This window comes from Pseudomonas sp. GL_117, from assembly GCF_057835125.1.
Map to the genome: position 1 here is coordinate 1,756,934 of NZ_CM174418.1, position 24,721 is coordinate 1,781,654.

The 24,721-nt window shown below is 61.2% G+C and carries 19 protein-coding genes; 11 read left to right on the forward strand and 8 right to left on the reverse strand.

Features of this window, described 5'->3' with window-relative positions; translation table 11 throughout:
- Positions 1-20: 20 nt before the first annotated feature.
- The 3 genes from AC3ISR_RS07950 to AC3ISR_RS07960 all read right to left on the reverse strand — a co-directional run bounded on the left by AC3ISR_RS07950 (position 21) and on the right by AC3ISR_RS07960 (position 3,333).
- Entirely contained in the window at positions 21-1,199 is a 1,179-nt protein-coding gene (locus AC3ISR_RS07950; protein ID WP_463984374.1) for a vWA domain-containing protein, read from the reverse strand.
- Positions 1,199-2,044: an AAA family ATPase gene (locus AC3ISR_RS07955; RefSeq protein ID WP_034112447.1), complete on the reverse strand. Its 846-nt coding sequence runs from the start codon at positions 2,042-2,044 to the stop codon at positions 1,199-1,201. The genes AC3ISR_RS07950 and AC3ISR_RS07955 overlap by 1 nt, the downstream gene beginning before the upstream one ends.
- A gap of 212 nt (positions 2,045-2,256) precedes the next feature.
- Positions 2,257-3,333 carry a DUF748 domain-containing protein gene (locus AC3ISR_RS07960; protein WP_192298609.1) on the reverse strand — a complete coding sequence of 359 codons (1,077 nt, stop codon included), beginning with the start codon at positions 3,331-3,333 and terminating at the stop codon, positions 2,257-2,259.
- Between the two features lie 127 nt (positions 3,334-3,460).
- On the opposite strand from AC3ISR_RS07960, the gene cysK reads away from it, so the two are divergent.
- Positions 3,461-4,435, forward strand: coding sequence for a cysteine synthase A (gene cysK, locus AC3ISR_RS07965; RefSeq protein WP_192298610.1), 975 nt, complete (start codon positions 3,461-3,463; stop codon positions 4,433-4,435).
- A gap of 115 nt (positions 4,436-4,550) precedes the next feature.
- Positions 4,551-5,486, forward strand: a complete 936-nt coding sequence (locus AC3ISR_RS07970) for an aspartyl/asparaginyl beta-hydroxylase domain-containing protein (protein WP_192298611.1) — start codon at positions 4,551-4,553, stop codon at positions 5,484-5,486.
- A 133-nt stretch (positions 5,487-5,619) separates the two neighbouring features.
- Here the strand turns inward: AC3ISR_RS07970 and acnA are convergent, their stop codons facing one another.
- Entirely contained in the window at positions 5,620-8,361 is a 2,742-nt protein-coding gene (gene acnA / locus AC3ISR_RS07975) for an aconitate hydratase AcnA (protein ID WP_192298612.1), read from the reverse strand.
- 196 nt (positions 8,362-8,557) lie between these two features.
- Here acnA and rlmM point away from each other — a divergent pair, with 196 nt between their 5' ends.
- Together rlmM and tusA are read left to right on the forward strand one after the other, a co-directional pair.
- Positions 8,558-9,634, forward strand: coding sequence for a 23S rRNA (cytidine(2498)-2'-O)-methyltransferase RlmM (rlmM, locus tag AC3ISR_RS07980; protein WP_192298613.1), 1,077 nt, complete (start codon positions 8,558-8,560; stop codon positions 9,632-9,634).
- A gap of 161 nt (positions 9,635-9,795) precedes the next feature.
- A complete protein-coding gene (tusA, locus tag AC3ISR_RS07985) occupies positions 9,796-10,041 on the forward strand; it encodes a sulfurtransferase TusA (protein WP_192298614.1) in 246 nt (81 codons plus the stop codon).
- Here the strand turns inward: tusA and AC3ISR_RS07990 are convergent.
- A complete protein-coding gene (locus tag AC3ISR_RS07990) occupies positions 10,038-11,432 on the reverse strand; it encodes an MATE family efflux transporter (protein WP_192298615.1) in 1,395 nt (464 codons plus the stop codon). The genes tusA and AC3ISR_RS07990 overlap by 4 nt on opposite strands.
- A 280-nt stretch (positions 11,433-11,712) precedes the next feature.
- On the opposite strand from AC3ISR_RS07990, the gene pdxB reads away from it, so the two are divergent.
- Positions 11,713-12,855 (forward strand): 4-phosphoerythronate dehydrogenase PdxB, encoded by a 1,143-nt coding sequence (gene pdxB / locus AC3ISR_RS07995; RefSeq protein WP_192298616.1) that lies wholly within the window; start codon positions 11,713-11,715, stop codon positions 12,853-12,855.
- 60 nt (positions 12,856-12,915) lie between these two features.
- Here pdxB and AC3ISR_RS08000 read toward each other — a convergent pair whose 3' ends face one another.
- Positions 12,916-13,089 (reverse strand): PA1571 family protein, encoded by a 174-nt coding sequence (locus AC3ISR_RS08000; RefSeq protein WP_463984373.1) that lies wholly within the window; start codon positions 13,087-13,089, stop codon positions 12,916-12,918.
- Positions 13,090-13,335: 246 nt separating this feature from the next.
- Here AC3ISR_RS08000 and AC3ISR_RS08005 point away from each other — a divergent pair, with 246 nt between their 5' ends.
- Positions 13,336-15,102, forward strand: a complete 1,767-nt coding sequence (locus AC3ISR_RS08005; protein WP_192298618.1) for an ABC transporter transmembrane domain-containing protein — start codon at positions 13,336-13,338, stop codon at positions 15,100-15,102.
- A 146-nt stretch (positions 15,103-15,248) separates the two neighbouring features.
- Here AC3ISR_RS08005 and AC3ISR_RS08010 read toward each other — a convergent pair whose 3' ends face one another.
- Entirely contained in the window at positions 15,249-17,177 is a 1,929-nt protein-coding gene (locus AC3ISR_RS08010) for a transglycosylase SLT domain-containing protein (protein WP_226455312.1), read from the reverse strand.
- Between the two features lie 214 nt (positions 17,178-17,391).
- Between AC3ISR_RS08010 and AC3ISR_RS08015 the strand changes: the two genes are divergently transcribed.
- Entirely contained in the window at positions 17,392-19,311 is a 1,920-nt protein-coding gene (locus AC3ISR_RS08015) for an ATP-binding cassette domain-containing protein (RefSeq protein WP_192298620.1), read from the forward strand.
- 184 nt (positions 19,312-19,495) lie between these two features.
- Here the strand turns inward: AC3ISR_RS08015 and AC3ISR_RS08020 are convergent, their stop codons facing one another.
- Entirely contained in the window at positions 19,496-19,936 is a 441-nt protein-coding gene (locus AC3ISR_RS08020; RefSeq protein WP_192298621.1) for a universal stress protein, read from the reverse strand.
- Between the two features lie 105 nt (positions 19,937-20,041).
- Here AC3ISR_RS08020 and AC3ISR_RS08025 point away from each other — a divergent pair, with 105 nt between their 5' ends.
- From AC3ISR_RS08025 to AC3ISR_RS08040, 4 genes are all read left to right on the forward strand, one after another.
- Entirely contained in the window at positions 20,042-20,479 is a 438-nt protein-coding gene (locus AC3ISR_RS08025; RefSeq protein WP_489324674.1) for a hypothetical protein, read from the forward strand.
- 502 nt (positions 20,480-20,981) lie between these two features.
- The gene (gene fadB, locus AC3ISR_RS08030; RefSeq protein WP_226455315.1) at positions 20,982-23,129 is read left to right on the forward strand and encodes a fatty acid oxidation complex subunit alpha FadB; all 2,148 of its coding nucleotides are present in this window, start codon (positions 20,982-20,984) and stop codon (positions 23,127-23,129) included.
- Positions 23,130-23,158: 29 nt separating this feature from the next.
- A complete protein-coding gene (gene fadA, locus AC3ISR_RS08035) occupies positions 23,159-24,334 on the forward strand; it encodes an acetyl-CoA C-acyltransferase FadA (RefSeq protein ID WP_192298624.1) in 1,176 nt (391 codons plus the stop codon).
- 97 nt (positions 24,335-24,431) lie between these two features.
- On the forward strand, positions 24,432-24,668 hold the full coding sequence (locus AC3ISR_RS08040; RefSeq protein ID WP_028619417.1) for a DUF1653 domain-containing protein: 237 nt from the start codon (positions 24,432-24,434) through the stop codon (positions 24,666-24,668).
- Positions 24,669-24,721: the final 53 nt, after the last annotated feature.

Below are 24,721 nucleotides of genomic sequence, written 5' to 3' on the forward strand. Positions count from 1 at the left end.
TCCCACATTTGGATCTCCATTTACTTGGAGAGGAAGCGCATCCCTTCTTCCAACCCCCGCAACGTCAGCGGATACATCTGATCCTCGACCAACTCCCGCACAATCCCCGTCGACGCCGTATACCCCCAGGTGTCCTTGGGATACGGGTTAATCCAGATCAGCTTCTTGTACTTGGCCATGAAGCGCTGCATCCACACATACCCCGGTTCTTCGTTCCAGTGCTCGACGCTGCCGCCGGCCTGGGTGATCTCATACGGTGCCATCGACGCATCGCCGATAAAGATCACTTTGTAGTCCGCGCCGTACTTGTGCAGCAGGTCCTGGGTGGAGGTGCGCTCCGAGGTGCGGCGCTGGTTGTTCTTCCACACCGATTCGTACACGAAGTTGTGAAAGTAGAAGTACTCCAGGTGCTTGAACTCGGTCTTGCACGCCGAAAACAGCTCTTCGCAGATCTTCACGTGGGCGTCCATCGAGCCGCCGATGTCGAACAGCAACAGCAGCTTGATGGTGTTGCGCCGCTCCGGGCGCATCTGGATGTTCAGCAAGCCGGCATCGCGGGCGGTGTGGTCGATGGTGCCGTCGATGTCCAGCTCTTCGGCGGCGCCCTGGCGCGCGAACTTGCGCAGGCGGCGCAGGGCGATCTTGATATTGCGTGTGCCCAGTTCCACCTGATCGTCGAGGTTCTTGTACTCGCGCTGGTCCCACACTTTGACGGCCTTGCCCTGGCGCTTGCCGGCGTCACCGACGCGGATGCCCTCGGGGTTGTAGCCGCCGGAACCGAACGGGCTGGTGCCGCCGGTGCCGATCCACTTGTTGCCGCCGGCATGGCGTTCTTTCTGTTCTTCCAGGCGTTTCTTGAACTCCTCGATCAGCTTGTCGAGGCCGCCCAGGGACTGGATCTGCGCACGTTCTTCATCGCTCAGCGAACGTTCGAACTCCTTGCGCAGCCACTCTTCGGGGATCAGTGCCTGCAAGTGCTCGTCGAGTTTTTCCAGGCCGTTGAAATAGGCACTGAACGCCCGGTCGAACTTGTCGAAATGCCGCTCGTCCTTGACCAGGATCGCCCGGGCCAGGTAGTAGAACTCGTCCATGTCGGCGAAGGTCACGCGCATTTTCAGCGCGTTGATCAGGTCCAGCAGCTCGCGCACCGACACTGGCACCTTGGCGGCGCGCATTTCATTGAACAGGTTGAGCAGCATCAGCGATTACCGCGACGGCTCATGAACGCCAGACGCTCCAGCAACTGCACGTCCTGCTCGTTCTTCACCAGCGCTCCGGCCAGCGGTGGGATCGCCTTGGTCGGGTCGCGCTCGCGCAGTACGGCTTCGCCGATGTTGTCGGCCATCAGCAGCTTGAGCCAGTCCACCAGTTCGGAGGTGGACGGTTTTTTCTTCAGGCCTGGCACCTTGCGCACGTCGAAGAACACGTCCAGCGCTTCGCTGACCAGGTCTTTCTTGATGTCGGGGTAGTGCACGTCGACGATCTTTTGCAGGGTGGTACGGTCGGGGAAGGCGATGTAGTGAAAGAAGCAGCGGCGCAGGAACGCGTCCGGCAGCTCTTTTTCGTTGTTGGAGGTAATGATGATGATCGGGCGCTTCTTGGCCTTGATGGTCTCGTCGATCTCGTAGACGTAGAACTCCATCTTGTCGAGCTCTTGCAGCAGGTCGTTGGGGAACTCGATGTCGGCCTTGTCGATTTCATCGATCAGCAGGATCACCCGCTCGTCGGACTCGAAGGCTTCCCAGAGCTTGCCCTTTTTCAGGTAGTTGCGTACGTCGTGCACCTTGTCCACGCCCAGTTGCGAGTCGCGCAGGCGGCTGACCGCGTCGTACTCGTAGAGGCCCTGGTGGGCCTTGGTGGTGGACTTGATGTGCCAGGTGATCAACTTGGCGCCGAAGGACTCGGCCAATTGCTCGGCGAGCATGGTCTTGCCGGTGCCCGGCTCGCCCTTGACCAGCAGCGGCCGCTCCAGGGTGATGGCGGCGTTGACGGCCAGTTTCAGGTCGTCGGTGGCTACATAGGCCTGGGTGCCTTCGAACTTCATCGGTGTTTCCTCGAATTCATCAATGCCCGGACTATACCGCGCAGCCCCGGCGACTGTGAACGCAGACGGGTTATTCAGTCTCTGAATGGCGGGTCACGACCTGAATGTGTACTCGTACCCATGTGGGAGCGGGCTTGCTCGCGAATGCGGTGGTTCAGTCGGCATTTACGGTGGCTGACACTCCGCCTTCGCGAGCAAGCCCGCTCCCACATTTAATCGGCGCTGGGCTTGGGTTGCTCGTAGCGGGCAGTAAAGGCCTGGATGAAACCATTGCGTAAAATCGCCAGAAACGCACCGAATGCGCTGACATCTCGCTGATGCACGCTGCCGCTCAATTCCACACGGGTGGCGAACTGGTTTTTCTGCTGGTTCTTCAACACGGTCTCGCTGGCGCCGACCACCGCTTCCCAGATCGAACGGAAGATGTTTTTGTCCTGGTTTTCCACATCCTGCCGCCAGTCGAACACTTCCACATCGCGCAACAATGGCTTGATGTAACCAGTCAACTGGCCTTTTTCCGCCCGGGCTTCGATCACCACGTCGCCGGTGCCGGCCTTGAAGTCGAACTTGCCGTAGGCCGAGGCAAAGTCGTTCATGCGCTTGAGTTGCAGATCCTTGGCGCGGAAACGGAATTCAAAGTTCTCGAAGTTGCTCAGCGGGTCGAACGTGGCGGAGGCTTCCAGCGGCGCCTGGCCTTGCAGCAGGGCCTTGCCTTCGAAGCGGGCGTCGCGCTGGCCTTGCACTTGCACCACGTTGGTGAGGTTGTAGAAGCTTGCGTTGACGGCCGTAGCGTTGATGTTTACCGGCGGCTTGGAGCTGAAGTTGTGGAAGGCGATCTTGCCGTCTTCGATGCGCACTTCATCCAAGGTGAACGGCGCCAGTTTGCCCAATTGCGCACGCCAGTCGGTGCCTTTACCGGTCTGCGAGGCCTGCCTGTTGGCGCCGCCATCGACGAAGTTCACCTCGGGGTTGATAAACCGTACCTTGGCCACCACCGCGTGGCCGTCCCACAGCGATTGCCAGCTTATCGCCAGATCGATCAACGGCGCCTTGAGCAGGGGGACTGGCACCTTGCCATCTACCTTGATGATTTCCAGGCCGTTGATCCTGTACGCGCCGCGCCACAGGGCCAGGTCCACGTCGCTGACCCGGCCGCGGTAGTCGCCCATGTCGGCGAGCTTGTCGTTCAGGTAGTTGCGCACCAGATAGGGCAGGGCCAGGTCCAGGGCGACCAGCACCACTACCAGCCCGGCAACGGTCCATAGCGGCCAGCTGTAGCGACGTTTCATGTAGGTATTCTCCGTATAGATAGGCGATTGACCTCTAAGGGGCGCGCAACGTTCCAGCGACTGGACGCTTTGCCGCACGAGGCATACCCTTGTTGCCTTCCCGGATACCGTCAACATAGGACCCGTCATGAGCCGCATCTTTGCAGACAACGCGCACTCCATCGGTAATACGCCCCTGGTGCAGATCAACCGTATCGCGCCGCGTGGCGTGACCATCCTGGCCAAGATCGAAGGGCGTAACCCCGGTTACTCGGTGAAGTGCCGTATCGGCGCGAACATGATCTGGGACGCGGAAGGCAGCGGCAAACTCAAGCCGGGCATGACCATTGTCGAGCCGACCTCGGGCAACACCGGCATCGGCCTGGCGTTTGTCGCTGCCGCCCGTGGCTACAAGCTGCTGTTGACCATGCCGGCGTCCATGAGCATCGAGCGGCGCAAGGTGCTCAAGGCCCTCGGCGCCGAGCTGGTGCTGACCGAACCGGCCAAGGGCATGAAGGGCGCGATCGAGAAAGCCGCTGAAATCGTCGCCAGCGACCCGGCCCGGTACTTTATGCCCGGCCAGTTCGAAAACCCGGCCAACCCGGCGATCCACGAAAAAACCACCGGCCCGGAAATCTGGAACGACACCGATGGCGCAGTGGATGTGCTGGTGGCCGGCGTCGGCACGGGTGGCACCATCACCGGCGTGTCGCGCTATATCAAGAACACTGCGGGCAAGCCGATTTTGTCGGTGGCCGTGGAGCCGATCGTGTCGCCGGTGATCACCCAGGCGCTGGCCGGTGAAGAGATCAAGCCAAGCCCGCACAAGATCCAGGGCATCGGCGCCGGTTTCGTGCCGAAGAACCTCGACCTGTCGATGGTCGACCGCGTGGAGCTGGTCAGTGATGAAGAATCCAAGGCCATGGCCCTGCGCCTGATGCAGGAAGAAGGGATTCTGTGCGGTATCTCCTGCGGTGCGGCGATGGCCGTGGCGGTGCGCCTGGCGCAGAAACCGGAGATGCAGGGCAAGACCATCGTGGTGATCCTGCCGGACTCCGGTGAGCGCTACCTGTCGAGCATGCTGTTCAGCGATCTGTTTACCGAACAGGAAAACCAAGCCTGATGTGTGTCTGTGGCGAGGGCGCAAGGTTTGATATGTGTCAGCCGGTCAGCCAAAGCCTTCTGCATAATGGCCCAAGTGTTTATGATGCCCGGCGCATTTTTCCAGGAGTTGCTGCATGACCTTTTCTTTGGCCGCCAAACTGTCGGTGTTGCTGTTGTTTATCGGCAGCACGCTGTATGTGCACCTGCGCGGCAAGGCCCGTTTGCCGATATTGCGTCAGTTCGTCAACCATTCGGCGCTGTTCGCCCCCTATAACGCCTTGATGTACCTGTTCTCGGCGGTGCCGTCCAAGCCGTACCTGGACCGCTCCAGGTTCCCGGAACTGGACGTGCTGAAGGACAACTGGGAAGTGATCCGCGAAGAGGCCATGCACCTGTTCGACGAGGGTTACATCCGCGCCGCCGAAAAGAACAACGACGCCGGTTTTGGTTCCTTCTTCAAGAAGGGCTGGAAGCGCTTCTACCTCAAGTGGTACGACAAACCGTTGCCATCGGCCGAGGCGCTGTGCCCGAAAACCGTGGCGCTGGTGAGCAGCATTCCCAACGTCAAGGGCGCGATGTTCGCGCTGTTGCCGGGTGGCAGCCACCTCAACCCGCACCGTGATCCGTTCGCCGGTTCCTTGCGTTATCACCTGGGTCTGTCCACGCCCAATTCCGACGCTTGTCGCATCTTTGTCGACGGGCAGGAGTACGCCTGGCGTGACGGTGACGACGTGATGTTCGATGAAACCTATGTGCACTGGGTGAAGAACGAGACCGAACAGACCCGCGTGATCCTGTTCTGCGACATTGAGCGGCCGTTGAGCAATGGCTTCATGACCCGCGTCAATCGTTGGGTCAGCAAGCAACTGGGCCGCGCCACGGCGCCGCAGAACCTGGACGACGAGCGGGTTGGCGGGATCAACCAGGCGTATGCCTGGAGCAAGACATTCAGCGACAAGTTCAGTGGCGTGGTCAAGCAGTGGAAGCGCAAGCATCCCAAGGCTTACCGGATTGCGCGGCCGGTGTTGGCGGTGGTTGTGCTGGTATTGCTGTGGAAGTGGTTGTTCTGACCTGAATTTGTGAACACGGTCAAAATGTGGGAGCGGGCTTGCTCGCGAATGCGGTGGATCAGTCGAAACATCTGTGACTGACATACCGCATTCGCGAGCAAGCCCGCTCCCACATTTGGTTTTGCAGTGTTGCTCAGGACGCGATCAGCTGCCGCAGGACGTAGTGCAAGATGCCCCCCGCCTTGAAGTACTCCACCTCGTTCAGCGTATCAATCCGGCACAGCACCTCGACCTTCTCGCTGCTGCCATCCTCCCGCGTGATCACCAGCGTCAGGTTCATCCGCGGCACGATCTCCACGCCCGTCAGCCCCAGAATATCGATCTGCTCCTTGCCGCTGAGCTTGAGCGTCTTGCGGTTCTGATCCAGCTTGAACTGCAACGGCAACACGCCCATTCCCACCAGGTTGGAACGGTGGATCCGCTCGAAACTCTCGGCGATCACCGCCTTCACCCCCAGCAGGTTGGTCCCCTTGGCCGCCCAGTCGCGGCTCGAGCCCGTGCCGTATTCCTGGCCGGCGATCACCACCAGCGGTGTCCCCGAGGCCTGGTATTTCATCGACGCATCGTAGATCGCCATTTTCTCGCCAGTCGGGATGTACAGCGTATTGCCGCCTTCCTCGCCGCCGAGCATTTCATTGCGGATGCGGATATTGGCAAAGGTGCCGCGCATCATCACTTCATGGTTACCCCGGCGTGAGCCGTAGGAGTTGAAGTCGCGCGGCTCCACGCCTTGCTCGCGCAGGTAGCGGCCGGCGGGGCTGTCGGCTTTGATGTTGCCAGCAGGGGAGATGTGGTCGGTGGTCACCGAGTCGCCGAGCAGGGCCAGGACGTTGGCGCCCTTGACGTCTTCGATTACCGGCAGCGGTCCGGAAATATCGTCGAAGAACGGCGGGTGCTGGATGTAGGTGGAATCCTCCTGCCACACGTAGGTCGCGGCCTGCGGTACTTCAATTGCCTGCCACTGCTCGTCACCGGCAAACACTTCGGCGTATTCCTTGTGGAACATGCCGGTGCTGACCTGGGCCACCGCGTCGGCGATCTCCTGGCTGCTCGGCCAGATGTCCTTGAGGTACACCGGCTTGCCCTGCTGATCGTTGCCCAGCGGCTCGCTGCTGATGTCGATGCGCACTGTGCCGGCCAACGCATAGGCGACCACCAGCGGCGGCGAGGCCAGCCAGTTGGTTTTCACCAGTGGGTGCACGCGGCCTTCGAAGTTGCGGTTGCCGGACAGCACCGAAGCCACGGCGAGGTCGGCTTTCTGGATGGCTTTTTCAATCGGCTCCGGCAACGGGCCGGAGTTGCCGATGCAGGTGGTACAGCCATAGCCCACCAGGTCGAAGCCAAGTTTGTCGAGGTAGTGGGTGAGCCCGGCGGCGTTGTAGTAGTCGGTGACTACCTTGGAGCCCGGTGCCAGGGAGCTTTTGACCCAGGGCTTGCGCGTCAGGCCCTTTTCTACGGCCTTTTTCGCCAGCAGCCCGGCGGCCATCATCACGCTGGGGTTGGAGGTGTTGGTGCAGGAGGTGATCGCGGCGATCACCACCGCGCCGTTTTTCAGGCGATAGGTCTGACCTTCGAAGTCGTAATCGGCTTCACCCACCAAGTCGGCATTGCCCACGGCGACACCGCCGCCGCCTTCGCTTTCCAGGCGGCCGACCTCTTTGCTGGCCGGTTTGAACTGCAGGTCGAGGAAGTCGCTGAACGCCTGGCCGACATTCGGCAGCGAAACACGGTCCTGCGGACGTTTTGGCCCGGCCAGGCTGGCTTCGACGCTGCCCATGTCCAGGGCCAGGCTGTCGGTGAATACCGGTTCCTGGCCGGCATTGCGCCACAGGCCCTGGGCCTTGGTGTAGGCCTCGACCAGTTTGACGGTTTCTGACGGACGGCCCGACAGACGCAGGTAGTCCAACGTCACCTCATCCACCGGGAAAAAACCGCAGGTGGCGCCATATTCCGGAGCCATGTTGGCAATGGTGGCGCGGTCGGCCAGAGGCAGGTCGGCCAAGCCGTCGCCGTAGAACTCGACGAATTTACCCACCACGCCTTTCTTGCGCAGCATCTGGGTCACGGTCAGCACCAGGTCGGTGGCGGTGATGCCTTCCTTGAGCTTGCCGGTGAGTTTGAAACCGATGACTTCCGGGATCAGCATCGACACCGGCTGGCCGAGCATCGCCGCTTCCGCTTCGATGCCGCCGACGCCCCAGCCGAGTACGCCGAGGCCGTTGATCATGGTGGTGTGGGAGTCGGTGCCGACCAGGGTGTCGGGGAAGGCGTAGGTGCGGCCGTCCTCGTCCTTGGTCCACACGGTGCGGCCCAGGTATTCGAGGTTGACCTGATGGCAGATGCCGGTGCCGGGCGGCACCACGCTGAAGTTGTCGAAGGCACTCTGGCCCCAGCGCAGGAAGGCGTAGCGTTCGCCGTTGCGCTGCATTTCGATATCGACGTTTTGTTCAAAGGCGTCGGCGTTGCCGAATTTATCGACCATCACCGAGTGGTCGATCACCAGGTCCACCGGCGACAGCGGGTTGATGCGCTGCGGGTCGCCCCCGGCCTTGGCCACGGCGGCGCGCATGGCGGCCAGGTCGACCACGGCGGGGACGCCGGTAAAGTCCTGCATCAGTACGCGGGCGGGGCGGTACTGGATCTCGCGGTCGGACTGGCGCTCCTTGAGCCAGGCGGCAATGGCCTTGAGGTCGGCGCCGGTGACGGTCTTGTCGTCTTCCCAGCGCAGCAGGTTTTCCAGCAGCACTTTGAGCGACATCGGCAACCGGTCCAGGTCGCCCAGGCTTTTGGCCGCCTCGGGCAGGCTGAAGTAGTGGTAGGTCTTGCTGTCGATTTGCAGGGTTTTAAGGGTTTTCAGGCTATCAAGCGATGACATGACGCGACTCCTTATGATCCGCACGGCTACGGACCTGACGGGACAGACAGAGCTATAAAGCTAGCGCTGTTTTCATTAGCAGGCTAATAACTGGACTCTATGGTTAAGTCCAAGGTTCCGAACTCAGCTATCATGCGCGCGTTTTCATGACAGACATTGCGATAGCGCAACGTCGGTCGAGTCACCAGGAGAGTTGATGAACACCCTTTTTATGCACTGCCGCCCGGGGTTTGAAGGCGAAGTCTGTTCCGAGATCGCGGAACACGCCGCGCGCCTGAACGTTTCCGGCTACGCCAAGGCCAAGACCGGCAGCGCCTGCGCCGAATTTGTCTGCACCGAAGAAGACGGCGCCCAGCGCCTGATGCACGGCCAGCGTTTTGCCGAGTTGATCTTCCCAAGGCAGTGGGCGCGCGGGGTATTCATCGACCTGCCGGAAACCGACCGTATCAGCGTGATCCTCGCCCACCTGCGCGAGTTCCCGGTATGTGGCAGCCTGTGGCTGGAGATGGTCGACACCAACGACGGCAAGGAACTGTCGAACTTCTGCAAGAAATTTGAAGTGCACCTGCGCAAAGCCCTGCTCAACGCCGGCAAGCTGGTGGACGACCCGAGCAAACCGCGCCTGCTGCTGACCTTCAAGAGCGGCCGCGAAGTGTTCATGGGCCTGGCCGAGTCGAACAACTCGGCGATGTGGCCGATGGGCATTCCGCGCCTCAAATTCCCGCGTGAGGCGCCGAGCCGTTCGACGCTCAAGCTGGAAGAGGCCTGGCACCACTTTATCCCTCGCGACCAGTGGGACGAGCGCCTGCACGGCGACATGACCGGCGTCGACCTCGGTGCCGCCCCCGGCGGCTGGACCTGGCAACTGGTCAACCGCGGCATGCTGGTGACCGCCATCGACAACGGCCCCATGGCCGAAAGCCTGATGGATACCGGCCTGGTGCAACACTTGATGGCCGACGGTTTTACCTTCGTGCCCAAGCAGCCGGTGGACTGGATGGTGTGTGACATCGTCGAGAAGCCCGCGCGCAATGCCGCGTTGCTGGAAACCTGGATCGGCGAAGGGCATTGCCGTGAAGCGGTGGTGAACCTGAAGCTGCCGATGAAGCAGCGTTATGCTGAAGTGAAGCGTTTGCTCGAGCGTATCGAGGACGGCTTCAAGGCGCGCGGCATTCGGGTGGAGATCGGCTGCAAGCAGCTGTACCACGACCGCGAGGAAGTGACGTGTCACCTGCGCCGCCTGGAAACCCCCAAGAAACCCAGGAACCGCTGAATATTTGAAGTGACCTCAAAACCCCTGTGGGAGCGGGCTTGCTCGCGAAAGCGGTGGTTCAGTCAAATCATCAGTGACTGGCACACCGCATTCGCGAGCAAGCCCGCTCCCACACAAGCCCGCTCCCACAGTTGGAGCGGCGCCCGTTTCAGGAGTGATGTATGAACCTCGATTTGCCTGTAGACGCTGTGCTCGACGCCACCGGCCTCAACTGTCCCGAGCCGGTGATGATGCTGCACCAGCACATCCGCGACCTGCCGCCCGGCGGCTTGCTCAAGGTGATCGCGACCGATCCGTCGACCCGTCGCGATATTCCCAAGTTCTGCGTGTTCCTTGACCACGAACTGGTGGATCAGCAGGAGCAGGCCGGTACGTACCTGTACTGGATTCGCAAGAAGTCCGCTTAACCCAGGGCTTTTGCCGCGCGAATGCGTCGACGTGCACTGCGCGCCAGGCGCACCAGCAACATCCCTGCCGCACAACTCAGGCCGACGATCAGGCCCTGCCACAAACCGCTGGGGCCGCTCGGTTCGCCGAGCCAGTCGGTGAGCCCCAGGGCATAGCCGACCGGTAGCCCCACACCCCAATACGCGAACAGGGTCAGCACCATGGTCACCCGCGTGTCCTGATAACCGCGTAGCGCACCGGCGGCGGTGACTTGCAGCGAGTCGGAGAACTGGAACAGCGCGGAAAACACGATCAGCGTCGAGGCCAGGTGGATCACGATCGGGTCCGGCGTATAGATCGCGGCAATCTGCTCGCGAAACGCCAGCATCAGGCTGCATGACAAACATGCGTAGGCGAGGGCGGTGCCCATGCCGACCCCGGCGGCGAAGCGCGCTTCCCGCGGCTGGTCCCGCCCCAGTGCCTGGCCGACGCGCACGGTGACGGCCATGCTCAGGGAGTAGGGGATCATGAACACCAGCGAGCTGACGTTCAGCGCGATCTGGTGACCGGACACCACCGTGGCACCGAGGCTGCCGATCAACAGGGCGATCACCGCGAAGATGCTCGATTCGGCAAAGATCGCCACGCCGATCGGCAGGCCGATACCCAGTACGCGCTTGATCACCGCCCACTGCGGCCAGTCGAACCGCTTGAACAGTTCGCTGCTCTGGTACGCCGGGCCGAAAAACGTCCAGCCGGCCAGGCCGAGCATCATCACCCACATCGCGATGGCCGTGGCCCAGCCGCAGCCCACGCCGCCCATGGCTGGCACGCCGAGGTGGCCGTAGATGAAGATGTAGTTCAGCGGAATGTTCAGCGCCAGGCCGCACAGGCCCATGACCATGCTTGGCCGCGTACGGCCCAGGCCATCACTGAAGCAGCGCAATACGTAATACAGCGCGATCGCCGGCATGCCGGCGGCGATGCCGTGCAGGTAGCCCATGGACGGTGCGATCAGGTCCGGCTCGACGTTCATCCAGTGCAGGATCGGTTCTGCGCTGAGCAGCAACAGCGAGGCGATGCTCCCGACCACCAGCGCCAGCCACAGCGACTGGCGCACCAACGGCCCGATTTCGCTGAACGTGCCCGCACCGTAGCGCTGGGCGACTTTTGGCGTGGTCGCCAGCAGCGTGCCGGTCATCAGCAGGTACACCGGGATCCAGATCGAATTGCCCAGGCCCACTGCCGCCAGGTCCTGCGGGCTGACGCGCCCGGCCATCACGGCGTCGACGAAACTCATCGCGGTGGTTGCCAGTTGGCCGATCATGATCGGCAGGGCGAGCGTCAGTAGGTCGCGCACTTCCCGGCTGATGCGGGCGGGGCGGGTGAGGGGAGCGGTGGCAGTGTTCACGTACGGGTGTCCAGGAATAAGGGAGACGCAAGGACGGCGGATTCTACGCCCTGACGCAATGGTCAGGAAAAAACCTGTGTTAGCGATTTGTAAGCACCCTTCCAAGCACCACAAATCCCTTGTGGGAGCTGGCTTGTGTGGGAGCGGGCTTGCTCGCGAAGGCGGCGTGTCAGGCGACTGATTTGTTACTGACCCACCGTATTCGCGAGCAAGCCCGCTCCCACACAAGCTCCCCTGCATGGGAACTGTGTACACTGCGGGTCCGCGAAAGGAGCCTGCCATGTTGATTGTTGCCGACGAAAATATTCCGCTGCTCGATGCCTTCTTCGAAGGCTTTGGCGAGATCCGCCGGGTGCCCGGCCGTTCCATTGACCGCGCCACCGTGGAGCAGGCCGATGTGCTGCTGGTGCGTTCGGTGACCAACGTCAATCGCGCGCTGCTGGAAGGCTCGTCGGTGCGGTTTGTCGGCACGTGCACCATCGGCACCGATCACCTGGACCTCGATTATTTCAAGCAGGCCGGCATCCAGTGGTCCAGCGCCCCCGGCTGCAATGCGCGGGGCGTGGTGGATTACGTGCTGGGCAGCTTGCAGACCCTGGCCGAGATCGAAGGTGCCGACCTCAATCAGCGCACCTACGGCATCGTCGGCGCCGGGGAAGTCGGCGGGCGGCTGGTCAAGGTGCTCAAGGGCCTGGGCTGGAACGTGCTGGTGTGCGATCCGCCACGGCAGGGCGCCGAAGGCGGGGATTACGTCAGCCTGGAGCAGATCATCGAGCAGTGCGATGTGATCAGCCTGCACACGCCGCTGACCAAGTCTGGCAACGCTTCCACCTGGCACCTGTTTGATCGTCAGCGCCTCAACCAACTCAAGCTCGGCACTTGGCTGATCAACGCCAGCCGTGGGCCGGTGGTGGACAATGCGGCCCTGCGCGAAGTGTTACTGGCGCGCGAAGACCTGCAAGCAGTGTTGGACGTGTGGGAAGGTGAGCCCGAGGTAGACGTCGACCTGGCCGACCTGTGCGTGCTGGCCACGCCGCATATCGCCGGCTATAGCCTGGAAGGCCGCCAGCGCGGTACGGCACAGATCTATCAGGCGTTCTGTGCTTATCTGGGGCAGGCGCCGAGCATTCAACTGAGCGACCTGCTGCCACCGTTGTGGCTGGCCGAGGTGCACCTGAATGCAGAAACCGACCCGGCCTGGGCGCTGGCGACCTTGTGCCGCAGCGTGTACGACCCGCGCCGCGACGATGCGGATTTTCGCCGCAGCCTTGTAGGTACGGTGCAGGAACAGCGCACGGCCTTTGACCTGTTGCGCAAGCATTATCCGGCGCGGCGTGAGATCGATGGTTTGAGCGTGCGCATCAACGGTGAGTCGGCGGTGCTGACCAGCATCGTCTCGGCGTTGGGCGCCAAGTCCCTGTAGGCACTCCCACGCCACAAAAAAACCGGCCACCTGGGCCGGGTTTGAAAGAGCTTGGGCGCTTCAGCCTTGCTTGGCAGGCGTGACCAGTCGCTGTTCCAGCTCGCGGCACGCTTGCTGGATCATCTCTTCGGTGATCTGCACTTCGCGGCCCGTTGCATCGATATACGAGCAAGGCAACTGCTGCGGCTGACGGATCACTTCAATCTTGGCATTGCTGCTGGTGTGCAAGGTCATGGCCTGTCTCCTCATCAGGTTGTGTACCTACTCTAATTCCCCCGCGTGACCGCGCTGTTACAACTCCCTGCTAGATCACCGGTTCGAACCCTCAGTCCACCAGAAACCACTGCGGATTTCCAGCCGGGTATTAGACCGATAGCCTCTAGGCGCCCATGCTGGCGGGCATAATTAACCTGACTCATTGTTATTCAGCCAAGTTCCCCCAATGTTGCAGTGTAGATACCTATCCTCCTTGCGCAGGTGATGCCCTCCATGTTCTCGATCCGTCAACGCCGTGCGATCCGCCTGGCCAGCCGCTTTATCGCGCCCTACCGCTGGCAGGCGCTGGGTGCCTTGTTGGCGCTGATCATCACGGCAGGCATTACCTTGTCCATGGGGCAGGGCATCCGCCTGCTGGTGGACCAGGGCTTCATGACCCAATCGCCGCACCTGCTCAACCAGTCCATCGGTCTGTTCATGCTGTTGGTACTGGGCCTGGCCGTGGGCACCTTTGCGCGGTTCTACCTGGTGTCGTGGATTGGCGAGCGGGTGGTGGCGGACATCCGGCGTCAGGTGTTCAACCACCTGATCTACCTGCACCCGGGGTTCTACGAGAACAACCGCAGCTCGGAAATCCAGTCGCGCCTGACCACCGACACCACGTTGCTGCAATCGGTGATCGGTTCGTCGCTGTCGCTGTTCCTGCGCAATGGGTTGATGGTCATCGGTGGCATCGTGCTGCTGTTTGTCACCAATCCCAAGCTCACCAGTATTGTGGTGGTTGCGTTGCCGCTGGTGCTTGCGCCGATCCTGATCTTCGGCCGCCGCGTGCGCAGCTTGTCGCGCCAGAGCCAGGACCGGATCGCCGACGTGGGCAGCTATGTGTCCGAGACCCTTGGGCAGATCAAGACCGTGCAGGCCTACAACCATCAGGTGCAGGACGAGCAGCGCTTCGCCATGACCGTGGAAGAGGCCTTCGCCACGGCGCGCAAACGTATCGTCCAGCGCGCATGGCTGATTACCCTGGTGATCATGCTGGTGCTCGGCGCCGTGGGCGTGATGCTCTGGGTGGGGGGTATGGACGTGATCGGCGGGCGCATTTCCGGTGGGGAGCTGGCGGCGTTTGTGTTCTACAGCCTGATCGTCGGCAGCGCCGTCGGCACCCTGAGTGAAGTGCTCGGTGAATTGCAGCGTGCTGCCGGTGCCGCCGAGCGCATCGGCGAATTGTTGCAGTCAAACAATGACATCCAGGCACCTGCCACTGGCACGGTCCAGTTGCCGGAGCGCGTCAGCGGTCGTATGGAGTTGCAAGACGTGCGCTTTTCCTACCCATCGCGGCCGGACAGCTACGCCATCGACGGCTTGAATCTGACGATTAACCCTGGCGAAACCCTGGCCCTGGTCGGTCCGTCCGGCGCAGGCAAATCGACGATTTTCGATTTGCTGCTGCGTTTCTATGACCCGCAGCACGGCCGTATCCTGATCGAAGGCCAGCCGCTGACCGAACTTGAGCCCATGGACCTGCGCCGCCACTTCGCCCTGGTGTCCCAAAGCCCGGCGCTGTTCTTCGGCAGCGTCGAAGAAAACATCCGCTATGGCAACCCGACCGCCACCCGGGAACAGGTCGAAGCCGCCGCACGCATCGCCCACGCCCACGATTTCATCCTGCAAATGCCCGACGGCTACCAGACCCACCTGGGGGACGGCGGCATGGGCCTTTCCGGCGGCCAGCGCCAACGCCTAGCCATCGCCCGCGCCTTGCTGGTGGATGCACCGATTCTGCTGCTGGACGAAGCCACCAGTGCGCTGGATGCGCAGAGTGAACACTTGATCCAGCAAGCGCTGCCGCAACTCATGCAGGGCCGTACCACGCTGGTGATCGCCCATCGGCTGGCAACGGTGAAGAACGCGGATCGGATCGCGGTGATGGACCAAGGCAAGCTGGTGGCGGTGGGCACGCATCAGCAACTGATTGCGAGCAATGCGCTGTATGCGCGTTTGGCGGCATTGCAGTTCAGTGACAGCCCCTGACGGATGTAGTGAGCGGGCTTGCCCCGCGCTGGGTGGCGAAGCCGCCCCAAATCCAGGCCCCGCGGTCTTACTGATACACCGTGGTGCCTGGGTTTAGGGCGGCTTCGCCACCCAGCGCGGGGCAAGCCCGCTCACTACAACCAGGACTATTGGTCGTCAAAGTAGCGTTCGTGCCAATCCACCAGCGGCTGCGGTGAATTGAGCTTCTGCCCGTAGATCACCGAATAAGACAGCACGTTCTGTACGTACTGGCGGGTTTCGTCGAACGGGATGCTTTCCACCCACACGTCGAAACTCAGGTGATCGGCGCCGCGCAGCCATTGACGTACGCGACCGGGGCCGGCGTTGTAGGCGGCCGATGCGAGCACGCGGTTGCCGTTGAACTGGCTGTGCACCTGGCTCAGGTAGGCCGCGCCGAGCTGGATGTTTTTGTCCGGATCGAGCACCTGGGTCGGGGAGGCCAGGGGGATGCTGAACTTGCGCGCGGTTTCCTTGGCGGTGCCGGGCATCAGTTGCATCAGGCCACTGGCGCCGACGCCGGAGCGGGCGTCGTCCATGAACGCGCTTTCCTGGCGGGTGATGGCGAACACCCAGCTTGAATGCAGGCCGCGCACCTTGGCTTCACGCACCAGGGTGTCGCGGTGGGCCATCGGGAAGCGGATGTCCAGGTCATCCCAGTACTGCGCCTGGCTGATGGTGCGGATCGCCGGGAAGTACCACTTCATGTCGTAGGCCAGCTTGGCCTGGGCGACCATTTCGTCGCGGTTGAAGTGGCGGCTGACGTGATACCACTCACGACGGCCATCGACGATCTGCCCGCGGGCGTAGAACTCCAGGGCACGGCGCACGCCTGGGGTGTTGCGCACCTTGTTGGTCAGCGCCTGGCTCATCACCAGCGGTTTGTTGGTCAGCTGGTAGGGGGATTTGGAGCGGTCGGCGGCGAGGAAACCGTAGAAATCACGTTCCTTGGCCACGTTTTTGTACAGCACCAGGGCTTGCGGGTTTTTGGGTTCGGCCAGTTCCAGGGCGCGGGCCTGCCAGTAGCGCCAGCGGTTGGTGGTCGCCAGGTCTTGTGGGAGCTTGCGGGTTAGCTGGTAGGCATCTTCCCAGCGTGCCAGGCGCAGCAGCAGACGCAGGCGCCATTCGGACACGGTGTTGTCGCGCAGTTCCGGGTCGTACTGGGTCATCACGTCAAGGGCGCGCGGGTCGTAGCGACGTGCCAGGGTCAGGCCGATTTCACGGGCGATCGACACTTTTTCGTCACGGGAGAAGTGCATGCTGCTGGCATAGCCGTCGAGCAGGGCCATGGCCTTGTCCGGGTCTTGGCGTGCCAGGCGACGCAGGCCCAGGCCCACGGCGTCAGACATGGCCTCGTTGACCGGCCGGAAGCGCGACGGGTCGCTCAGCATCTCGGGCTTTTGCGCAACGTCCACCATCAGGCGGCCTTGGGCGCCGAGGGTTGGCAGGGTTTTCACCAGGCTGTTGGCCAGCGCGTAGTTGCGCGCTTCGGCGGCGAGCTTGGCACGGTCCCAGATCTTCTGTTCGGTGAGTTGGCCGTCTGCGGCCCATTGGGCGAAGGTGGCATCACAGGCGGCGGGCTGGGACTTGCCGGTCAGCCAGAGCTTTTCGGTGGTCTTGTAGCCTTCTGCCTTCAGATTGTGGGTGAGTTGGTACTGGGCGTGCAGGCAGTCCAGTTCGACGAAGTTGAGCTTGGGCTCGTAGTACTTTTCAAAGGTCTGCCAGTCGCCACGCTCGGCCAGCCAGCGCAGCCAGCGCAACTTCATCCAGTTGGCTTGGGGCAGGTCACCGTTTTTGCCAAGAAATTGTTCGATTTCCTCGTTGCTCGCGGTTTTCAGGCGCGCGGTCAGCTCGTCGTAGGCCAGGTACGGCGTCAGCGGGTAGTCGGCCAGCGCCTGGCTGTATTGCATGTACGGGCCGGAATCGCCCTTGGCCAGGGCACGCTTGGCCTCATCGTAATATTGACGTTGGGTAGTGAGGTCCACGGCCTGGGCGGATTGGGCGGCAGTGGCGGAAAGAAGCAGACAAGATAAAAAGTTGAAAAGGCGACTGCGCATGAGACGTCCGTGCAGAGAAATCACGAAGAGCGCCGGTAAGGCCGACACTAGATTGCCCCTAGCTTAGCCTTTTGCCCGACACCTACGAAAGCTTTGCTGGCCGGTTCGTTCAGGTTAGCCGGAAATGTCCTACAGAACGTGTCGATAGCGAAAATGCCAGCCGCATCCCACCCCTAACTCAGGTAGAATGCGCGCCCAGTTTTTGGAGAAGCGTATGACCCTGCTCAAATTCAGCGATGTGTCCCTTGCTTTCGGCGCTATGCCGTTGTTGGACAAGGTGTCCTGGCAGATCGCCCGTGGTGAGCGGGTGTGCATCATCGGCCGCAACGGCACCGGCAAGTCCAGCATGATGAAGCTGGTAAAAGGCGACCAGAAGCCCGATGACGGCTCCGTGTGGCGCTCCCCAGGCCTCAAGATCGGCGAATTGCCGCAAGAATTGCCGGTGGCCGACGGACGGACAGTGTTCGACGTGGTTGCCGAAGGCCTCGACGGCGTCGGCGCACTGCTCGCCGAATACCACCACCTGGCGCAGAACTGCGTCACCGAAGACGACCTGAACAAGCTGATGCATGTTCAGCAAGACCTCGAAGCCCGTGACGGCTGGCGTTTGCAGCAACTGGTCGACAGCACCCTGAGCCGCCTGCAACTGCCGCCCGACAAGACCCTCGCCGAGTTGTCCGGCGGCTGGCGTCGTCGTGTGCTGCTGGCCCAGGCCCTGGTATCCGAACCGGACCTGCTGCTGCTCGATGAGCCAACCAACCACCTGGACATTGGCGCCATCGCCTGGCTGGAAGAAGCCCTCAAGGATTTCCAGGGCGCCGTGCTGTTTATCACGCACGACCGTTCCTTCCTGCAAAACCTGGCCACGCGCATCCTTGAACTGGACCGTGGCGGCCTGATCGACTGGAACGGCGACTACGCCAGCTTCCTGGTGCACAAGGAAGCCACCCTGGCGGCTGAAGAGACCGCCAACGCGCTGTTCGACAAAAAGCTGGCCCAGGAAGAAGTCTGGATCCGCCAGGGCATCAAGGCCCGTCGCACCCGTAACGAGGGCCGCGTGCGCGCCTTGAAAGCCTTGCGCGTCGAGCGCAGCGAGCGTCGCGAGCGTACCGGCAAGGCGAATATCCAGCTGGATACCGCCGAGAAATCCGGCAAGCAGGTGATGGTGCTGGAAAACGTCAGCTTCCATCACCCGGACGGCCCGTTCCTGATCAAGGACTTCTCCATGGTCCTGCAGCGTGGTGACCGTATCGGCCTGTTGGGCGCCAACGGTACTGGCAAGACCACCTTGCTCAAGCTGATGCTCAGCGGCCTGCAGCCGACCAGCGGCAAGGTTGAGGAGGGCACGCGCATCGACGTGGCTTACTTCGACCAGTTGCGCCACCAGTTGGACCTGGAAAAAACCGTGATCGACAACGTCGCCGAAGGCCGTGACTTTATCGACATCGACGGCCAGAGCCGCCACGTGCTCAGCTACCTGGGCGACTTCCTGTTCAGCCCGCAGCGTGCACGCACGCCGGTGAAAGCCTTGTCTGGTGGTGAGCGTGCGCGCCTGCTGCTGGCCAAGTTGTTCAGCAAGCCGGCGAACCTGCTGGTCCTCGACGAACCGACCAACGACCTCGACGTGGAAACCCTCGAGCTGCTGGAAGAGGTCTTGCTGACCTTCAACGGCACCGTGCTGATGGTCAGCCACGACCGGGCATTCCTCGACAACGTGGTCACCAGCACCCTGGTCTTCGAAGGTGAAGGCAAGGTGCGCGAGTACGTCGGTGGTTACCAGGACTGGCTGCGTCAGGGCGGCTCGCCGCGCCTGCTGGGCGTGACCGAGAGCAAGTCCGGGAAGGCCGACCTGACTTCGGCGGTGGTGACGCCTGTGGCCGCCGCTGCACCGGTCCAGGAAGCCGCACCGGCTGCCAAGAAGAAGCTCAGCTACAAGCTGCAGCGCGAGCTGGAAGCCCTGCCGGGTGACATCGACGCCAAGGAACAGCAGATTGCGGCGGTAGAAGCGGAAATGGCTGACGCGGGGTTCTACCTGCGTCCGGCGGCTGAGACTGCCAAGGTCATCGCCTCCCTGGAAAAATTGAACCAGGAACTGGAAGCGTTGGTTGAGCGTTGGGCTGAGTTGGATGCCTGATTGATTCCTGCGCATTAAAAAAGCCCGGCTTTCATTCGCATGAACGCCGGGCTTTTTGTATGAAATGCTATCAAACGTGTGGGAGCTGGCTTGCCTGCGAAAGCGGTGTATCAGCCGCCAAATGCCGCAGCTGACAGACCGCTTTCGCGGGCAAACCCGCTCCCACATTGGATCTTCATAACGCTCAAGGGGCTTTGACCAGCTTGACGGCCAGTACGTCGCACGGCGCACCGTGCAGCACGTCGTTGGCGGTGGAGCCCAGCAGCAGCGCCAGGCCGTGTCGCCCGTGGCTGCCGACCACGATCAGGTCGCAATTCTGTTCCTTGGCCAGGTGGTGGATTTCCTGGCGTGGTTGGCCGTAGGTGAGGTGGGAATTTTCTTTGGTCACCTCAGGATATTTGAGGATCAGGCGGTCAAGGCGCTCCTTGGCCTGATCAAACTGTTGTTGCTGCAGCTGGGACAGGTCCATCGGCACATCGCCGCCAAAGGCCATGGCCATGGGCTCGACGATATGCACCAGCGATAATTTGGCGCCGCTGGCGACGGCTAACGCGCGCGCACGTTTGATGACTGGATCGCACTCTTCAGTCAGGTCGACAGCGACCAGAATACGTTCGTAGGACATGGGGCGTTCCTCCAGGGGACTGCAATAGATTCAGTATGGCTGCTTTCAAGCGGATGGGGTTGCGTCAGATCAAATCCGCTCATCTAGAAATTCGGGAGTACACATATGACGGTCTGGATAGTGGTGTCAATCCTTGTGGTGGTTCTGAGCCCTCTGGCCTGGCTGCGCCCTTCGCGCCATCAGAGCGGGCGCATGGCCCTGCGCATGGAGGCGCGCCGCATCGGCCTGGCCATGCAATTGGCGCCTCAGGAGTGGCCGCACTGGCTCAAGCAGGAGCCGCCGAGCCCGTGCGCGCAGTACTGTCGGCCACGGCGCGGCAGCACACCGGCGCTCTGGAGTTATTGGCAACTGGAGCCGGGGGTGTGGGTCAACCAGTGGCGTGAAGTGTGCGTCGATGAGACGTTGCTGGGGTATTTTTCGAGGCTGCCGGACAACGTCTACAAAATCGAGGCGGACAAACAAATGATCGCCTTGTATTGGGGCGAGAAGGGTGAGGCGAGCGTGTTGAAGGACATTGATACGCTGCTCAAAGCCTTGGCCTGAGCCGACCCGTGCAGCAAAAATGGCAGGCAATAAAAAGCCCGACATCATCATCGGGCTGGAGTTGGCCAGGCAGGCCGGTAATTCTGAGGTGTCTTGCGCCGGATGTTCATCCGTGCGCTTTGCGGTTGCGGCTAGCCTAGCCGTATATCCGAATCTGTACAGCCTTTTCCCGGCTCTTTTCTATTATTGATTTCGTGAATATTCGAATATTGACGAGGCGCCGGTGTGGGCGCGGGGTTCTGAAATGACTGGAAAGTCGCGTTTTTCCTAGCCTTTCGAGCGATTGACAATTGCCCGGAATTGGATGAAGGTGGCGTACCCAAATCAAACGGGCGTATGAATTGAGCGTTTGTCTGTCAGACCGCTCATACATAATCCCGACTATCGCATTGGCGGGTGTGCCTGGCGGATTGGCCTGAACGTTGACCAAATCATCAATGTCCAACCAATAGGCCAGCGTCCAATGTGTACTGTTCAGCTTCCATATCGTGGAGATCAGTTGATGATTTACGAAGGTAAAGCCATCACGGTTACGGCTCTTGAAAGTGGCATCGTCGAACTGAAGTTCGACCTCAAGGGTGAGTCCGTCAACAAGTTCAACCGTCTAACCCTGAATGAATTGCGTCAGGCCGTAGACACCATCAAAGCAGATGCTTCGGTCAAGGGCGTGATCGTTTCCAGCGGCAAGGACGTGTTTATCGTCGGCGCTGACATCACCGAATTCGTCGACAACTTCAAGCTGCCCGATGCCGAGCTGGTGGCTGGCAACCTCGAAGCCAACAAGATTTTCAGCGATTTCGAAGACCTCAACGTGCCGACCGTTGCCGCGATCAACGGAATCGCGTTGGGCGGCGGCCTGGAAATGTGCCTGGCGGCGGACTTCCGCGTCATGTCGGCCACGGCCAAGATCGGTCTGCCTGAAGTCAAACTGGGCATCTACCCAGGGTTTGGCGGCACCGTCCGCCTGCCGCGCCTGATCGGTGCGGACAACGCCATCGAGTGGATTGCCGCCGGTAAGGAAAACCGTGCTGAAGACGCGCTGAAAGTCGGCGCCGTCGATGCCGTGGTTGCCCCGGACAAGCTGGCAGAAGCCGCACTGAACTTGATCAAGGGCGCCATCAGCGGCGAATTTGACTACAAGGCCAAGCGTCAGCCGAAGCTGGAAAAACTCAAGCTCAACGCTATCGAACAAATGATGTCGTTCGAAACCGCCAAAGGTTTCGTGGCTGGCCAGGCCGGCCCGAACTACCCGGCGCCGGTTGAAGCGATCAAGACCATCCAGAAAGCGGCGAACTTCGGTCGCGACAAAGCCCTGGAAGTGGAAGCAGCAGGTTTCGTCAAACTGGCGAAAACCTCGGCGGCCCAGAGCCTGATCGGCCTGTTCCTGAACGATCAGGAACTGAAGAAAAAGGCCAAGGCCTACGACGAAATCGCCAAGGACGTGAAGCAGGCTGCCGTACTCGGCGCCGGTATCATGGGCGGCGGTATCGCCTATCAGTCGGCGTCCAAAGGCACGCCGATCCTGATGAAAGACATCAACGAACACGGCATCGAGCAGGGCCTGGCGGAAGCCGCCAAGCTGCTGGTCGGTCGTGTGGATAAAGGTCGCATGACCGCAGCGAAGATGGCTGAAGTGCTTAACGGCATTCGTCCTACGCTGTCCTACGGTGATTTCGGCCATGTCGACCTGGTGGTCGAAGCGGTTGTCGAAAACCCGAAGGTCAAGCAAGCCGTATTGGCCGAAGTGGAAGCTCAGGTCAAAGACGACACCATCCTGGCGTCCAACACCTCGACCATTTCCATCTCGCTGCTGGCCAAGGCCCTCAAGCGTCCGGAAAACTTCGTCGGCATGCACTTCTTCAACCCGGTGCACATGATGCCGCTGGTAGAAGTGATCCGTGGCGAGAAGTCCAGCGAGCTGGCCATCGCCACCACCGTTGCCTACGCCAAGAAAATGGGCAAGAACCCGATCGTGGTCAACGACTGCCCGGGCTTCCTGGTCAACCGTGTGCTGTTCCCGTACTTCGGCGGTTTCGCCAAGCTGGTCAGCGCCGGCGTGGACTTCGTACGCATCGACAAGGTCATGGAAAAATTCGGCTGGCCAATGGGCCCGGCGTACCTGATGGACGTGGTCGGCATCGACACCGGCCACCACGGTCGCGACGTAATGGCTGAAGGCTTCCCGGACCGCATGAAAGACGACCGCCGCTCGGCTGTCGACGCGCTCTACGAGGCCAAGCGCCTGGGCCAGAAAAATGGCAAGGGCTTCTACGCCTACGAGACCGACAAGAAGGGCAAGCAGAAGAAAGTGGCCGACCCTTCGGTGCACGAAGTACTCGCGCCTGTCATCTACGAGCAGCGTGAGGTGTCGGACGAAGACATCATCAACTGGATGATGATCGCCCTGTGCCTGGAAACCGTACGTTGCCTGGAAGACGGCATCGTTGAAACCGCCGCCGAAGCCGATATGGGTCTGGTGTACGGGATTGGTTTCCCTCCATTCCGTGGTGGTGCGCTGCGTTACATCGATTCGATCGGTGTGGCCGAGTTCGTTGCCCTGGCTGATCAATACGCTGATTTGGGCCCGCTGTACCACCCGACCGCGAAGCTGCGTGAAATGGCCAAGAACGGCCAGAGCTTCTTCGGTTAAGCGCCCAAACGACTAGAGCGAGACTATTTATGAGCTTGAATCCAAGAGACGTGGTGATTGTCGACTTCGGTCGCACGCCAATGGGCCGCTCCAAGGGCGGCATGCACCGCAACACCCGTGCCGAAGACATGTCGGCACACCTGATCAGCAAATTGCTGGAACGCAACGTCAAGGTTGATCCGAGCGAAGTCGAGGACGTGATCTGGGGCTGCGTCAACCAGACACTGGAGCAGGGTTGGAACATCGCGCGCATGGCGTCGCTGATGACCCAGATCCCGCACACTGCGGCCGGCCAGACCGTCAGCCGCCTGTGTGGCTCGTCGATGAGCGCGCTGCACACCGCTGCGCAAGCGATCATGACCGGCAACGGTGATGTATTCGTGGTCGGCGGCGTGGAGCACATGGGCCACGTCAGCATGATGCACGGCGTCGATCCGAACCCGCACATGTCGCTGTACGCGGCGAAAGCCTCGGGCATGATGGGCCTGACCGCAGAAATGCTCGGCAAGATGCACGGCATTACCCGCGAAGCCCAGGATGCGTTCGGCCTGCGTTCCCATCAGCTCGCCCACAAGGCGACGGTGGAAGGCAAGTTCAAGGACGAAATCATCCCGATGAACGGCTACGACGAGAACGGTTTCCTGAAACTGTTCGACTACGACGAAACCATTCGTCCGGACACCACCCTGGAAAGCCTGGCGGCCTTGAAGCCGGCGTTCAATCCAAAGGGCGGTACCGTGACAGCGGGCACTTCGTCGCAAATCACCGACGGTGCTTCGTGCATGATCGTGATGTCGGCGCAGCGTGCCCAGGACCTGGGTATCCAGCCGCTGGCGGTGATCCGTTCGATGGCAGTGGCGGGTGTGGACCCGGCAATCATGGGCTATGGTCCAGTACCGGCCACACAAAAAGCCTTGAAGCGCGCGGGCCTGACCATCAACGACATCGACTTCTTCGAGCTCAACGAAGCTTTCGCCGCACAGGCCTTGCCAGTGCTGAAAGATTTGAAAGTACTCGACAAGATGAATGAGAAGGTTAACCTGCACGGCGGCGCGATTGCCCTGGGCCACCCATTCGGTTGCTCCGGTGCGCGTATCTCCGGCACTTTGCTGAACGTGATGAAGCAAAATGGCGGCAACCTCGGGGTTGCAACCATGTGCATTGGTCTCGGCCAAGGCATTTCCACCGTCTTCGAACGCGTCTAAGCGTTGGGTTGACGGAAGCCGGGGCCCAGTGCCCCGGTTTTTGTTTTTGGGCAGTTTCGTATTTTTTTTTCAACAAATTTTGTAAGAGGGGCAGAGCATGAAAGTCGAACCAGGGCTCTACCAGCATTATAAAGGTCCGCAGTACCGTGTTTTCAGTGTGGCGCGGCATTCCGAGACCGAAGAAGAAGTGGTGTTCTACCAAGCACTGTATGGGGATTACGGCTTTTGGGTACGCCCATTGAGCATGTTCGTGGAGACCGTCGAAGTTGACGGCGAGCAGGTCCCGCGCTTTGCTTTGGTCCAGGCCGAACCCAGTCTTTTTTCAGGGCAATAACGGCAGGTCGCGCAGAATGCTGCGCTTGACCTCACCTTGTTGCCACTATATAT

Bases quoted from the DNA above. Each gene is read 5' to 3' on its own strand.
- fadB (WP_226455315.1), top strand. From the start codon at position 20,982: ATGATTTACGAAGGTAAAGCCATCACGGTTACGGCTCTTGAAAGTGGC.
- AC3ISR_RS07960 (WP_192298609.1), bottom strand. From the start codon at position 3,333: ATGAAACGTCGCTACAGCTGGCCGCTATGGACCGTTGCCGGGCTGGTA.
- AC3ISR_RS08010 (WP_226455312.1), bottom strand. From the start codon at position 17,177: ATGCGCAGTCGCCTTTTCAACTTTTTATCTTGTCTGCTTCTTTCCGCC.
- AC3ISR_RS08020 (WP_192298621.1), bottom strand. From the start codon at position 19,936: ATGTCCTACGAACGTATTCTGGTCGCTGTCGACCTGACTGAAGAGTGC.
- acnA (WP_192298612.1), bottom strand. From the start codon at position 8,361: ATGTCATCGCTTGATAGCCTGAAAACCCTTAAAACCCTGCAAATCGAC.
- AC3ISR_RS07950 (WP_463984374.1), bottom strand. From the start codon at position 1,199: ATGCTGCTCAACCTGTTCAATGAAATGCGCGCCGCCAAGGTGCCAGTG.
- rlmM (WP_192298613.1), top strand. From the start codon at position 8,558: ATGAACACCCTTTTTATGCACTGCCGCCCGGGGTTTGAAGGCGAAGTC.
- AC3ISR_RS07970 (WP_192298611.1), top strand. From the start codon at position 4,551: ATGACCTTTTCTTTGGCCGCCAAACTGTCGGTGTTGCTGTTGTTTATC.
- fadA (WP_192298624.1), top strand. From the start codon at position 23,159: ATGAGCTTGAATCCAAGAGACGTGGTGATTGTCGACTTCGGTCGCACG.
- AC3ISR_RS08005 (WP_192298618.1), top strand. From the start codon at position 13,336: ATGCCCTCCATGTTCTCGATCCGTCAACGCCGTGCGATCCGCCTGGCC.
- AC3ISR_RS08040 (WP_028619417.1), top strand. From the start codon at position 24,432: ATGAAAGTCGAACCAGGGCTCTACCAGCATTATAAAGGTCCGCAGTAC.
- AC3ISR_RS08000 (WP_463984373.1), bottom strand. From the start codon at position 13,089: ATGACCTTGCACACCAGCAGCAATGCCAAGATTGAAGTGATCCGTCAG.
- AC3ISR_RS08015 (WP_192298620.1), top strand. From the start codon at position 17,392: ATGACCCTGCTCAAATTCAGCGATGTGTCCCTTGCTTTCGGCGCTATG.
- AC3ISR_RS07955 (WP_034112447.1), bottom strand. From the start codon at position 2,044: ATGAAGTTCGAAGGCACCCAGGCCTATGTAGCCACCGACGACCTGAAA.
- cysK (WP_192298610.1), top strand. From the start codon at position 3,461: ATGAGCCGCATCTTTGCAGACAACGCGCACTCCATCGGTAATACGCCC.
- pdxB (WP_192298616.1), top strand. From the start codon at position 11,713: ATGTTGATTGTTGCCGACGAAAATATTCCGCTGCTCGATGCCTTCTTC.
- tusA (WP_192298614.1), top strand. From the start codon at position 9,796: ATGAACCTCGATTTGCCTGTAGACGCTGTGCTCGACGCCACCGGCCTC.
- AC3ISR_RS08025 (WP_489324674.1), top strand. From the start codon at position 20,042: ATGACGGTCTGGATAGTGGTGTCAATCCTTGTGGTGGTTCTGAGCCCT.